Source organism: Kitasatospora sp. NBC_01287 (assembly GCF_026340565.1).
GTDB lineage: Bacteria > Actinomycetota > Actinomycetes > Streptomycetales > Streptomycetaceae > Kitasatospora.
Genome location: NZ_JAPEPB010000001.1, coordinates 1852215 through 1865309, shown reverse-complemented (window position 1 = coordinate 1865309; position 13095 = coordinate 1852215). Strand labels below are relative to the sequence as shown.

Here is a 13095-nt window from a genome sequence, read left to right as displayed (position 1 = left end):
ATCTCACCGTAATCCTCACGATTCCTCGTCAAGGAGCTCACGTGTCAAAGAAGGTCAAGCGTTTCAGCGCGGTTGGCACCGCGACCGCACTGGCTGCGGCAACTCTCAGCCTGCTCTCCGCCGGCACGGCCCACGCCTCCGGAGTGAGCGGCATCGTGAACACGGCTTCCGGGCAGCTGGGCAGCGGCCCCTGCGGCAACGGCGGCGCTGGCTACTACGCCCCGGGCAGCGGTCAGAACTCCTCCTGCGGCAGCGGCGGAAAAGAGGCCCAAGCCTGGTGCGCCGACTTCGCCGGGTGGGTCTGGGCCCAGAATGGCGTGCAGAACCTGGGTGTCCTCAACGACCTGGCCAACAGCTTCCGAGACTACGCCAACGACTATGACGGCGGCCTGTCCGCCACTCCGCAGGTCGGCGACGCGGTGTTCTTCCACCCGAACTCCTTCAGCGGTACGAACTTTGACCACGTCGCCATCGTCACCGCCGTGCACGCCAATGGCACGATCGACTGGATCGGCGGAAACCAGGATGGCATCGTGTCGCCGGACACGAACATGCCCGGCACGGTCGGTGCTGACGAGTGGACCAGTCACGGGTATGCCGTTGACCTCCAGGGGTACGCCAAGCCGGTCGGCGTGCAGTTACCGGCGATCATGCGGGTGGATACGTTGGTGAACGGCGATGTGTACGACAACCAGCGTAACGCGGATGGTAGTTGGGGTGGGGTGTCGCTGTTGGACGGCAACGGTCAGATCACCCAGATCGCGACCGCGGCGCTGACCGACGGTACGTTCCACGTCGACACGCTGGCCGGTGGCAAGGTGTATGACGACCAGCGCAACCCTGACGGCACGTGGACCGGTGCGGCGCTGCTGGACGGTGGTGGGCAGGTCAGCGCGATCTCCGCCGCCGGGTTGGCGGACGGCACCATGCACGTGCAGACCTTGGCGGCCGGCAAGGTGTACGACAACCAGCGCAACACCGACGGCACGTGGACCGGTGCGGCGCTGCTGGACGGTGGTGGGCAGGTCAGCGCGATCTCCGCCGCGGGTCTGACCGACGGGACGCTGCACGTGCAGACCTTGGCGGCCGGCAAGGTGTACGACGACCAGCGCAACCCTGACGGCACGTGGACCGGTGCGGCGCTGCTGGACGGTGGTGGGCAGGTCAGCGCGATCTCCGCCGCCGGGTTGGCGGACGGCACCATGCACGTGCAGACCCTGGCGGCCGGCCAGGTGTACGACAACCAGCGCAACACCAACGGCACGTGGACCGGTGCGGCGCTGCTGGACGGCAACGGCCACATCACCGGCGTCTCGGCTGCCGGACTGGCGGACGGCACCATGCACGTGCAGACCCTGGCGGCCGGCAAGGTGTACGACAACCAGCGCAACACCAACGGCACCTGGACCGGCGTCGCGCTGCTGGACGGCAACGGCCACATCAGCTCCATCTCCGCCGCAGGCTTCGGCGAATAGCCCCGACCAGTTGAATCCCGCCGCTGGCGGCCCGGCTTGAGGCCGAGGCCGGTCGGCATCCCGGAGCCGGAGGGCGGTCCGGTCACCTCGGCCGCCCGCCGGCTCCGTTGTACCGCCTGACATTCGGCGGCCACTCAATGTTCGAAGCACCTGATCCGACGACTGTGCAGAAGGAGACCGGACCTTGTCGAATCGGCCAAGGCTCAATCCATGGAAAGCAGTTCTGACCTTCGGCGCCACTCTCGCGACGATGGCCTCCGTCGCCGGAGTGGCCCACGCCGCCCCGAGCGGCGAGACCAAGGCGGTGTCCTACCTCGGCTACCACTTCCAGGTTCCGGGTGACTGGCAGGTCGTCGACCTGGCACACGATCCGTCCCGCTGTGTGCGCTTCGACCAGCACACCGTCTACCTCGGCACCCCGAGCACGACTCAGGACTGTCCGAGCCACCTCTCCGGCCGCACCGAGGCCCTGCTCGTCGCGCCCCGGAGTGACGCCGGCACCACCGTCGTCACCACGGACAACAGCCCCGCCGACGAGCTCGACGCCGTCGCACCCCGGCTCGCCGTTACCGCGACCTACGCCGGTGATCGCACCCTGGTGCAGGACATCCTGCGGCAGGCCGGACTGGCCCAGCCGACCACCACTGCGAGTCACAGCCGGGTTGCCGCCGCTCCGGTGGCCCCCGACCTCACGGCCGTAGCAGCCAACTCCAGCACCGACTATACCGGCTACGGCTTCGACACCTGCACGGCCCCAAACTCGAGTGCCATGAGTGCGTGGCTGGGGTCGTCGCCGTACCGCGCAGTGGGAATCTACATCGGCGGCGGCCGAAGCTGCTCCCAGCCCGCGCTGACGGCCGGTTGGGTTCAACAGCAGGCCGCGGCGGGCTGGCACTTCATCCCCACCTACGTGGGTACCCAGGCCAGCGCCATCACCGACCCCGCGGGTCAGGGGACCGCGTCGGCAGACGACGCGATCAACCAGGCCGCCGCGCTCGGCTTCGGCCCCGGCTCGACGATCTACGACGACATGGAGCAGTACAGCTCCGGCTACCGCGGCGCGGTGCTGAGCTACCTGTCGGCCTGGACGACCGAGCTGCACGCCCGCGGCTACCGCTCCGGTGCCTACTCCAGTGCCTCCTCCGGCATCGTCGACCTGGCCAACAACGCGAGTAACTACACCATGCCGGACGTGATCTGGGACGCGAACTGGAACGGCAACGCGGACACCAACGAGCCGGCGATCGCCTCCTCGCTCTGGTCCAACCATCAACGCATCCACCAGTACCGGGGCAACGTCACCCAGAACTACGGCGGCGTCACGATCAGCGTCGACACCGACTACCTGGACGTCGCGTCGGGTTCTGCCGTGCAGTTACCGGCGATCATGCGGGTGGATACGTTGGTGAACGGCGATGTGTACGACAACCAGCGTAACGCGGATGGTAGTTGGGGTGGGGTGTCGCTGTTGGACGGCAACGGTCAGATCACCCAGATCGCGACCGCGGCGCTGACCGACGGTACGTTCCACGTCGACACGCTGGCCGGTGGCAAGGTGTATGACGACCAGCGCAACCCTGACGGCACGTGGACCGGTGCGGCGCTGCTGGACGGTGGTGGGCAGGTCAGCGCGATCTCCGCCGCCGGGTTGGCGGACGGCACCATGCACGTGCAGACCTTGGCGGCCGGCAAGGTGTACGACGACCAGCGCAACCCTGACGGCACGTGGACCGGTGCGGCGCTGCTGGACGGTGGTGGGCAGGTCAGCGCGATCTCCGCCGCGGGTCTGACCGACGGGACGCTGCACGTGCAGACCTTGGCGGCCGGCAAGGTGTACGACGACCAGCGCAACCCTGACGGCACGTGGACCGGTGCGGCGCTGCTGGACGGTGGTGGGCAGGTCAGCGCGATCTCCGCCGCCGGGTTGGCGGACGGCACCATGCACGTGCAGACCTTGGCGGCCGGCCAGGTGTACGACAACCAGCGCAACACCAACGGCACGTGGGCCGGCGTCGCGCTGCTGGACGGCAACGGCCACATCACCGGCGTCTCGGCTGCCGGACTGGCGGACGGCACCATGCACGTGCAGACTCTGGCGGCCGGCAAGGTGTACGACAACCAGCGCAACACCAACGGCACCTGGACCGGCGTCGCGCTGCTGGACGGCAACGGCCACATCAGCTCCATCTCCGCCGCAGGCTTCGGCGAATAGCCCCGACCCATCGACCTCCGGAGTCACAGCCTTGCCAACGTATCCTCGCAAACGCCGTCTTGCCGTAGCCCTGGCTGTCACCGCCGCCGCACTCTCCTGGACCGCCGCTGTGGCCGACTCGGCGTATGCGGCTTCTGTCGGCACCTGGGAGAAGGTCGCGTCCTGTGAGAGCAGCGGGAACTGGAGCATCGTCGATACGCTCGGCGGAGTGACCTACTACGGTGGCCTGCAGTTCGACGCCCCCACCTGGAACGCGTACGGCGGGCAGCATTACGCGCCGACTGCCAACCTGGCCACCGAGGCGCAGCAGATCATCATCGCCCAGAAGGTGCTGGCTGTTCAGGGCCAGCAGAGTGGGTGGCCCAACTGTGGCCGCCAGTATGCTCTCGGTGCCGACCACACCGACCCGTTCCCGATGCGGGTGGACACGTTGGTGAACGGCGATGTGTACGACAACCAGCGTAACGCGGATGGTAGTTGGGGTGGGGTGTCGCTGTTGGACGGCAACGGTCAGATCACCCAGATCGCGACCGCGGCGCTGACCGACGGTACGTTCCACGTCGACACGCTGGCCGGTGGCAAGGTGTATGACGACCAGCGCAACCCTGACGGCACGTGGACCGGTGCGGCGCTGCTGGACGGTGGTGGGCAGGTCAGCGCGATCTCCGCCGCCGGGTTGGCGGACGGCACCATGCACGTGCAGACCTTGGCGGCCGGCAAGGTGTACGACGACCAGCGCAACCCTGACGGCACGTGGACCGGTGCGGCGCTGCTGGACGGTGGTGGGCAGGTCAGCGCGATCTCCGCCGCGGGTCTGACCGACGGGACGCTGCACGTGCAGACCTTGGCGGCCGGCAAGGTGTACGACGACCAGCGCAACCCTGACGGCACGTGGACCGGTGCGGCGCTGCTGGACGGTGGTGGGCAGGTCAGCGCGATCTCCGCCGCCGGGTTGGCGGACGGCACCATGCACGTGCAGACCTTGGCGGCCGGCCAGGTGTACGACAACCAGCGCAACACCAACGGCACGTGGGCCGGCGTCGCGCTGCTGGACGGCAACGGCCACATCACCGGCGTCTCGGCTGCCGGACTGGCGGACGGCACCATGCACGTGCAGACCCTGGCGGCCGGCAAGGTGTACGACAACCAGCGCAACACCAACGGCACCTGGACCGGCGTCGCGCTGCTGGACGGCAACGGCCACATCAGCTCCATCTCCGCCGCGGCGTTCGAGGGCTGAGCCTCCGATCGGCTCGCCGGGGCCCGCGTCACGGCCCCGGCGAGCCGATCATCCTGATCTGTCAGGGTGCCCAGGAGACCGGTTCCGGAACGGGCGGGCCATCATCGGTGGTGATGCCGGCGGTCAGGCACAGGGTTCGGACCGCCGAGGCGACGGCCGGCTCGTGCGTCATGGCTGCGACCCGCCGGAACCAGGCGATCTCCGCGCCGAAGTCCGCCATCCCCACCACCTGGGTCTGCTCGGCGTTCTGGGGCGGTGCACCGGTCAGCTCCGCCCGGACGGCGAAGCACAGCAGAGCCGCCTCGACCGCAACCGCCAGCTCCTCCCCGGCCAGCCCGGCCTTGGTCAGCAGTTCCACCGCCGCCGCTCGGCGCCGCGGCGGAAGGTGGCCGTCGAGGGCGAGGATGCTGTCGCGTACCTCGATGACATAGCGGTAGACCACCAGCCCCGGATCGCGCTGAAGCTCGGCGGGAAGGGCCAGCACCACCTCGGGTGTCGCCGACCGCAGCAGCTCCCATAGCGGGCGGATCGTCCTGGCGTCGCGCCGGGCCCGATAGCGGCGGGCCTGCTCGGCGAGGCTCGGCCAAGTCATTCCCAACACGAACAGGAGCAGAGCGCACGTCAGTAGCACCTGGCTGGTGGCCACGACCGCCGAGGAGTTCAGGCCGCGCCAGCCGAGCTCGTTGGCGACCACATAGGCCAACCGGTGGACCACGTAGAGGAGTCCGAAGCCGCAGGTCCCGCTGAGGAATCTCATGGAGGTGCGGAGCGGCCCCGGCGAGGCGTGCCGACCGTAGCGCAGGACCAGCCGGGCGCAGCCGCCGATGGCCCCCGACACGTAGGTCAGGAAGATCGTCCAGTACACGCCCGCAAGTGGAGCGTTCACATCAGCGGTCAGCAGGTCGGCGTCGTCCTCGGGGCGCTTGAGTACGAGGAAGGTGATGGTGAGGCCGATCGCGGACGCGGCCAGGAGCGGCCAGCGTGCGCGAGCTAGCCGACCTGGCGTGCTTCCCGTCACTTCCCGCAGGAACTCGAAGAAGGCCGTCGCGGCACAGAGCGAGAGGATGGCAACGGGCAGGTTGGCGAAGCTCGGCATTCCGACGAGATTGTCGATCATCCGGCGGACATCAGGCACGCCGATGGTGAACGATATCGCACACAAGGCCCACATGGCCCACAACGCACGACTGTGGAGTGGTGCCGTGCGGAGCCCTCGGAGCTTCCAGAGAGTGATCAGCCAGACTGGTGGCACCACCACCAGATCGAACGGTCTCATCGCCTGATCACCCCTCCCGACCGGTGAACGAACCCATGACCCGGGCGAGGGTGTCGGCAGCTTCGGGTGAAGCCGTGGCACCGGCCACCAGAGGTGCGGTGAAGCGCTGCCACATCAGGGAGGCCAGCAGCTCGGCTTCCTGCTCCTGACGGTCGGTGGCCTCCGAGCGTCCTCGGGCCAGCAATCGTGCGGCCATCGCCGGGTCGAGGTCGGGAAAGAGCTGGCTCAGGGCCGCCGGCGCCGCGGCGGAATTCTGTTGATGGTCCAACAGCATATGGGCCAGTTCGTGCAGGATGATGTGCGTCTGGTGCAACGGACTGGTCACCGGCGTGTAGTAGACCTGATCCGCGTTCGGAAACGACAGCCACATTCCGCAGACCGAGCTTCGTGCACCCGCAGTGCTCGGCATGGGGATCAACCGCAGCGGCCGACCGCGCTGTTCGGCGACCGACGCGCACAGAGCCTCGATCTCCATGGGTCGCGGGACGTCCAGGATCTCCAGCAGTACTTCACAACGTGCTTTTAACGCCTGTAGTTCACGGTGGTCCATCCTGAGGCGCGCTCCCCGATGCCGTCGGGGAGTCGGTTCCCCTCCCCATGTGCTCTTCGAGTGCCCCGCCCTGTTCCACAAGCGAGCGCACGATGTCCAGGCCCTGTGTGGACATCGTGGCTACTGTAGCGGCACGGAGTGCCACCGAGCGTACGTCATTTGCTTGCATCGCCGCGATGAGCGCCAACTGGGCGGAGACCCGGGCCGCGACGTCGTCGTCGATGAAGTACCCGAGCGGCACGCCGAAGAAGTCGCCGAGTGCGCGCAGCGATGCCACCGTGGGATTGCTTGCCTTGCCATTGACCAGGGCCCACAGGCGGCCGACCGAGAGTTTCGGCGCGCCGGGGCTGCCCTGCGACTTGATGCCGTTGATGACCTCCTGGAGTGTGAATCGACGCCCCAAGGGCTGCACGTATGCAAACAGGTATTCGACGCGCTGGCCGAGCAACACCGCCTCGGGGTCGGGAGCCTGCTCGCTCTCCCCGTCCTTGGCCGTCGGCTTTTCTGGTCGGTCCCCCATCGTTCACCACCTCCTTGCCCGTGCTTGGGGGCCACCATATCGCTCCGAGCCGGTGGTCGACCCGCCCCGTCTTCATCCAGCGGACCGAGCTGGTCTTCGGCGCTGGATCGCTCGGCGGTGCTGGAGGCTGTTGACCTCGACGACGGCGTTCCGCGGCGGCAGGTGGTGGCCGGTGCCGTTGGCGAGCGACCCGCGGTGTAGGAAGTCGTTGACTGGCCCTCGGTCGCGAACTCCGCGTTCGTGGTGTCGTAGGTGCCAAGAACGCCAAGCCGCCCTGCGGGCGACGAAGGGGGTTTGACGACAGGCCCTAGTACTACGACGGTGCTTACCGTGACGAGGTTTCAGTTCTCCAGGGCATCATCAATTCCCGGAGCTGACAAGCGGCATTCGGGTCCTCAGGCGGCTGGTGCACTGCACCGTCTGATCGGCTGCCGAGGCGCGAACTGGCACATGGGCGGAGCGCGATCCGTCTTCTGTCCTGGCTGGTGGCCCGCGGGCCCGGCGCCGGCGCCCTCCATCGTGACGCCCAGCCCGTACGGCCGGGCGGCCCAAGGGGGCGACCGACTCCACCCCAGTGACGGACGGCAGGTGGGTGAGCAGGAGCTGTTGCAGCTCGGCGGGAAGCAATGTGCACCCTGTCGTCGAACTGCTGAGGGTCCTGCCGGGCGCTTCGCGGCGGTAGAAACAGCGGCGCCCGAGCGCGGGTGGACGGCATTCGGTTTGTCCTCGCCCCGGCCCGAGAAAGGTCTCATGCAGATCGTGTGCCTGTGAAGCCGCGCCAGGAGCCGCCGTCGACAGCGAAGGTGCCGCCCAGGCTCACCCGTGCCGGGAGGGTGCGGCGGCGAGGCGGGCGAGCAGGGCGATCACGTTGATGCGTGCCGTCTTGTCGTTCGTCGCCGCCTGGTGGGCGTCGACGATCCGCGTGTCCACGTCCTCGCCCGGCGTGGCAAGGCCCACCCCCATCAGGTCGATGGTGTACCCGACGTACCGGGCGTGGTCGGCCGCGGCAGTGGCGGCGGCGACGTGGTCGATGCGGGCGGGGTCCGCGCCGCGGATCAGTGCGGGTGTGGGCGGCGGGCCCAGCGCATCCGTGACCCACCGCGAGAGGGCCTCCCGGGAACAGCCCCGTTCCAACTCGCAGGCCGCCGAGGCGGCAAGCGCCAGGTGGATCAGGAGCAAGCCGAACCACCTGGCGGCCTCGTCGGGAGGCGTTCTCTCGCCGGCCGGTGGCATCACGGCCTCGTACAGGGCGGCGGTGTCACCGGCCCGTACTGCGGAGACGACGGCGTCCACGGCCGTGTTGATGGCATCCTGCTCGCTGGTCACGCCGCCGGTTCTCCTCAAAGGTCTGTGACGGGACACCAACGTAGCGCTCCCATGGACGGATTCGTGCCGTTTCTCCGCGGTTCACTCCCCGGCGGGACACCAGCGGTGCTCGCTCTGGCGCGGACGTGTGGGACGGCTGGCACGATCCGCCGCCGAAGGCGGAGCAGGCGGCCCGGGTGACGGCCCGTCGGGGCCTTCGGCGCTCGACTCTTCAGGGCCGCCGGAACGGCCCCGATAGTTGAACGCGATCTTCCGCGCCTACGGCGCCCGTGAACGCGCTCCCTGGCCCCAGCGCGGCAGCGTGGCGGGCGAGGCGCGCGTGTTCGCCGCGGGTCGGCCTGGAGCCTCTGGCAGGTCCTCCCCATCCGACTGAGGAGGACATGCGGGCGGCTTCCCTCCGGCAACCCAAGGGGACGGCGCCGTCGCTCCAAGTAGTTGCACATATTGCGCTTGATTCACTTGTTACATATGCTTGAGGACGGACGGCAACTACTCGAAGCTGGGGACGCAGATGCCCGTGACGCACCAGAATCAGAAATCGATCAAGCAGAAGAAGCACGTCACCGGCGACAGTGCGACGACCTTGGCCTACGAGATGCAGACCTCTGGCACCCGAAAGAAGTTGCGCAAGCGCCCTCTTGAGGGCCCACTGGCACTGCGTGGGGCCCAAGCGCAGCCTGCGCGGAAAGAACAGCGCAGGCGCACCGTCGAGGATGCCGTGCCATGCCTGCGTGACGCCCTCACAAGCAGGGCCGAGACGTTCCACGTCACCGTTGCCGAGGCGGGCAAGGTCACCATAGAGGTGCCGCGCGAAGCCCTGGCGGTCCTCATGGAGACCATGGCGCTCATCGCCTCCGGCCGCGCCGTCGAGGTGATCGCCAAGAACATGGAACTATCCACTATCCAGGCAGCGAAAGCCCTCGGCGTTTCGCGGCCGCACCTGGTCAAGCTGCTCGACACGGGTGCGATCGACTTCCGCATGGTCGGCACCCACCGCCGTGTGGACGTCGCATCCTTGGAGGGATACCAGCGACACGAACAGAACGAGCAAGCTCAGCGTCGCCAAGCGGCGGTCGCCTCCGCCATCGGCTCCACCGAAGCCGAGGGGCTGCGCGTCAGTGCAGACACCACCGCCGACCTTGACGCCTACGCAAGCGGAGAACTCGACGCCGCAGCCGTGCGCGCCCGCGCCCTCACCCGCTACACCCGCAAGGTCGCTGAGTGACCGACCCCTACAGCGAGCCCAATGGCGTCCTTCGAAACAGCCTCGGCATCACCGACGCAGCCGAGCTCTCTGAGGCCGAAGCCGACATCGCCGCGGTGGAGCTCGCCATCCTGGACGCCGAGCCGCTGCCCGGCAGCTACGATCTCGCGCACCTGCAAGCGTTCCACCGGCAGATCTTCGGGAGCGTGTACCCGTGGGCCGGGGAGTTGCGCACCATTGAGATTTCCAAAGGCACGTCGTTCTGCCCGTCGATCCACATCGTCTCGTTCGCGGAAGACGTGTTCCGCAATCTGGCCGACAACGACCACCTGCAAGGCTTGGACCACCCGGAGTTCATCCGCGCCCTCGCCGACCTGTACGGCGACGTGAACGCCATCCACGCCTTCCGGGAGGGCAACGGCCGCACCCAGCCTGCCTTCCTCGCCCAACTCGCCCGCGAAGCCGGATACGCCGTCTCCTGGCAGGACATGGACCAAGAGGAGAACATCGCCGCGTCAGTGGCCGGCTTCAACGCGAACAACGACTTGCTGGAGAAGATGCTCAACGGCCTGGTGCACCCCGCCTGAGCATGCGACCAGCTCGGCCTGGTCGGTGGCGGTCTGTAGCCTGTCGCAATGATCCGTAGCGCGTTTGAGCAGCGTCCACTTGACCCGGGATGTCGCGGGTTCCGTCGGCGGTGACCGTCAACACGACGTAGAGCGGCCGGTCGGCCACCTGGCCGTCGCGCACCTTCACGTGCACACAGTCGATGAACACGACCGGGTGGACGACGTCCAGGGGCCGGTTCTGCCATTCCGTCATGCCGGCCACGACGCTGCCGGTGATCGTGGAGATCGTCTGCCTGGAGACCTCGGTGCCGTAGACCTCCCCCAGGTGGACGGAGATCTCCCCCGTGAGTCAGACCCTTCGCGGACAACGACAGCACCATCTGGTCCACCCCGGACAGGCGCCGCCGGCGCTTGCGGACCAGCCGCGGCTCAAACGTCCCCTCCCGATCCCGAGGCACCGAGATCTCGACGGGCCCCACCTCGGTAGTCACCGTCTTGATCCGATGCCCGTTTCGGTGGTTGGGCACCTCGTCCCCGCCGGTCACCTCGTGCCGTCCACGCCCCAGGTGGTCGGTCATCTCACCTTCGAGCGCCGACTCCAGCACCCGCCGGGTCAGCTCGGCCAGCAGACTGCCCTCGCCCGTCAACTTCAGCCCGCCGGCCTTGGCCTGGGCCACCAACTGCCCGACCAGGTCCCGATCCACGACATCCAACACATTGCCCGCAGTTCCAGGCGCGGCCGCCACAGCGGCTTCGGTCTCACCCGTCACGGTAGTCGTCAACTAACGCTTCCTGTCCGGAAGTTCCCACCGCTCACGGTACAGACCCCTGAAGCGGGCTCAGGCCGGGTAGGCGTGTGTCTGGACGGCCTTCACCGAGGCCCAGACCCGGGCACCCGTGCTCAGGTCGAGCTCGGCGGCCGCCGCCGGGGTGAGGTCGGCGGCCAGCGGCAGGGCGCCGGCCAGCTCGGCCCGCACCTGGTCGCCGTGCAGGTCCAGGCCCGTCACCGTCAACTCCCAGAGGTTGCGGGCGCTGGCGGTCGGCCGCTCGCGGTAGAGGGTCACCGCGGCGGGGGCGAAGGCCACGAAGGCGGGCCCGGAGACCTCCTCGGCCGCCTCCACCACCGCGCCGTCCGGTAGCTTCACCAGACGCCCCTCGCCGGTGCCCTGGTAGAGGTTCAGGCCCACCAGGCGGGCGATGTAGTCGGTGCGCGGTCGGCGGGCGACCTCGGTCGGGGTGCCGGACTGCACCTCGGCGCCGTCCTCGATCACCACCAGCCGGTCGGCCAGCACCATCGCGTCCAGCGGGTCGTGCGTCACCAGGACCGCGACGGCCTCGAACTCGGCCAGGTGCCGCCGCAGTTGGGAGCGGACGTCCAGCCGGGTGCGGGCGTCGAGCGCGGCCAGCGGTTCGTCGAGCAGCAGCAGCCGGGGCCGCACCGCCAGCGCCCGGGCCAGCGCCACCCGCTGCGCCTGCCCGCCCGAGAGCTTGCCCGGGCGGGCGGCGGCGTGGTCGGCCAGACCCATCCGCTCCAGCCAGGTGGCCGCCTCGGCGCGGGACTCCTGCTTCGAGGCGCCCCGGCAGCGCAGGCCGAAGCCGACGTTGTCCAGCGCGCTCAGGTGCGGGAAGAGCAGGTAGTCCTGGAACACCACGCCCACCGGGCGCCGTTCGGCGGGCGTGTGCCGACCGGCGCCCGGTTCCTCCAGGACGGTCCCGTCCAGCCGCAGGTGGCCGCCGCTGAGCGGCAGCAGCCCGGCCAGCGCGCGCAGCGCGGTGGACTTGCCGGCGCCGTTCGGGCCGAGCAGGGCGACCACCTCGCCGGCGGCGCAGCTCAGCTCCAGGTCCAGGGTGAAGCCGGGCCGTTCGACCCGCAGATGGGCGTCGAGCGCGCTCGTCGGGCCTTCCTCCGCGATCATCTGACGATCCGTCATGACGTGCTCATCCACCGTCCGCGCAGGCCCACCAGGACCGCGATCGAGACCGCGAGCAGCACCAGACTGAGCGCGATCGCCGCCTCGGGATCGCTCTCCAGCGCCAGGTAGACCGCCAGCGGCATGGTCTGGGTGGTGCCGGGGAAGTTGCCGGCGAAGGTGATCGTGGCACCGAACTCACCGAGCGCGCGGGCCCAGGCCAGCACCGATCCGGCCGCCACGCCGGGGGCGATCAGCGGCAGGGTGACCCGCCGGAACGCCGTCAGCCGGGAGGCGCCCAGGGTGGCCGCCGCCTCCTCGTAGCGCGGATCGGCGGCCCGCAGCGCGCCTTCGACGCTGATCACCAGGAACGGCATCGCGACGAAGGCCTCGGCCACCACCACGCCGGGGGTGGTGAAGGGCAGTGTGATGCCGAACGCGGAGTCCAGCCAGCGGCCGACGATCCCGTTGCGGCCCAGCACCAGCAGCAGCGCCACACCCCCGACGACCGGGGGCAGCACCAGCGGCAGCGTCACCAGGGCACGGATCACCCGGCGCCCGGGGAACTCGGTGCGCGCCAGCAGCCAGGCCAGCGGCACCCCCAGGACCAGCGACACCGCGGTGGCGGCGGTGGCGCAGATCAGCGAGAGCCGGAGCGCCTCCCAGACCTCGGCGCTGGACAGCTGCTCGGGCAGCGACCGCCAGGGGGCCTTGACCAGCAGGCCCACCAGCGGCATCACCAGGAAGAGCAGCCCGAGCAGGGCCGGCAGCAGCAGGGCGAGCGGGATCCGGGAGGCGCGCCTACTCATGTGC

11 protein-coding genes and 1 pseudogene are annotated in these 13095 nt (G+C 69.2%); 5 read left to right on the top strand and 7 right to left on the bottom strand.

The features are described 5' to 3' along the window. Positions 1-41 precede the first annotated feature (41 nt). The 3 genes from OG455_RS07665 (at position 42) to OG455_RS07655 (ending at position 4927) form a co-directional block, all read left to right on the top strand. Positions 42-1475: a CHAP domain-containing protein gene (locus OG455_RS07665; protein ID WP_266291507.1), complete on the top strand. Its 1434-nt coding sequence runs from the start codon at positions 42-44 to the stop codon at positions 1473-1475. Positions 1476-1725: 250 nt separating this feature from the next. Then, complete coding sequence (locus tag OG455_RS07660) at positions 1726-3687, top strand: glycoside hydrolase domain-containing protein (RefSeq protein ID WP_266291506.1); 1962 nt, start codon at positions 1726-1728, stop codon at positions 3685-3687. Between the two features lie 109 nt (positions 3688-3796). After that, complete coding sequence (locus tag OG455_RS07655) at positions 3797-4927, top strand: transglycosylase family protein (RefSeq protein ID WP_266300692.1); 1131 nt, start codon at positions 3797-3799, stop codon at positions 4925-4927. 61 nt (positions 4928-4988) lie between these two features. Here the strand turns inward: OG455_RS07655 and OG455_RS07650 are convergent, their stop codons facing one another. The 4 genes from OG455_RS07650 to OG455_RS07635 form a co-directional block, all read right to left on the bottom strand. Continuing rightward, positions 4989-6203: an MAB_1171c family putative transporter gene (locus tag OG455_RS07650; RefSeq protein WP_323185635.1), complete on the bottom strand. Its 1215-nt coding sequence runs from the start codon at positions 6201-6203 to the stop codon at positions 4989-4991. Positions 6204-6210: 7 nt separating this feature from the next. Continuing rightward, a complete protein-coding gene (locus OG455_RS07645; protein ID WP_266291504.1) occupies positions 6211-6753 on the bottom strand; it encodes an ImmA/IrrE family metallo-endopeptidase in 543 nt (180 codons plus the stop codon). Then, positions 6740-7273, bottom strand: coding sequence for a hypothetical protein (locus tag OG455_RS07640; protein WP_266291503.1), 534 nt, complete (start codon positions 7271-7273; stop codon positions 6740-6742). The genes OG455_RS07645 and OG455_RS07640 overlap by 14 nt, the downstream gene beginning before the upstream one ends. An 816-nt stretch (positions 7274-8089) precedes the next feature. Beyond that, the gene (locus OG455_RS07635) at positions 8090-8599 is read right to left on the bottom strand and encodes a hypothetical protein (protein WP_266291502.1); all 510 of its coding nucleotides are present in this window, start codon (positions 8597-8599) and stop codon (positions 8090-8092) included. A gap of 517 nt (positions 8600-9116) precedes the next feature. Here OG455_RS07635 and OG455_RS07630 point away from each other — a divergent pair. Together OG455_RS07630 and OG455_RS07625 are read left to right on the top strand one after the other, a co-directional pair. Next, complete coding sequence (locus OG455_RS07630) at positions 9117-9824, top strand: excisionase family DNA-binding protein (protein ID WP_266291501.1); 708 nt, start codon at positions 9117-9119, stop codon at positions 9822-9824. Beyond that, the gene (locus OG455_RS07625) at positions 9821-10390 is read left to right on the top strand and encodes a Fic family protein (protein WP_266291500.1); all 570 of its coding nucleotides are present in this window, start codon (positions 9821-9823) and stop codon (positions 10388-10390) included. Before OG455_RS07630 ends, OG455_RS07625 begins: the two co-directional genes overlap by 4 nt. Positions 10391-10472: 82 nt before the next feature. Here the strand turns inward: OG455_RS07625 and OG455_RS07620 are convergent. From OG455_RS07620 to modB, 3 genes and pseudogenes are all read right to left on the bottom strand, one after another. Beyond that, positions 10473-11118, bottom strand: a pseudogene (locus OG455_RS07620) (transposase); the annotation flags it as partial. Between the two features lie 93 nt (positions 11119-11211). Then, a complete protein-coding gene (locus OG455_RS07615; protein ID WP_266291499.1) occupies positions 11212-12303 on the bottom strand; it encodes an ABC transporter ATP-binding protein in 1092 nt (363 codons plus the stop codon). Next, positions 12300-13091 (bottom strand): molybdate ABC transporter permease subunit, encoded by a 792-nt coding sequence (modB, locus tag OG455_RS07610; protein ID WP_266291498.1) that lies wholly within the window; start codon positions 13089-13091, stop codon positions 12300-12302. Before modB ends, OG455_RS07615 begins: the two co-directional genes overlap by 4 nt. Positions 13092-13095: the final 4 nt, after the last annotated feature.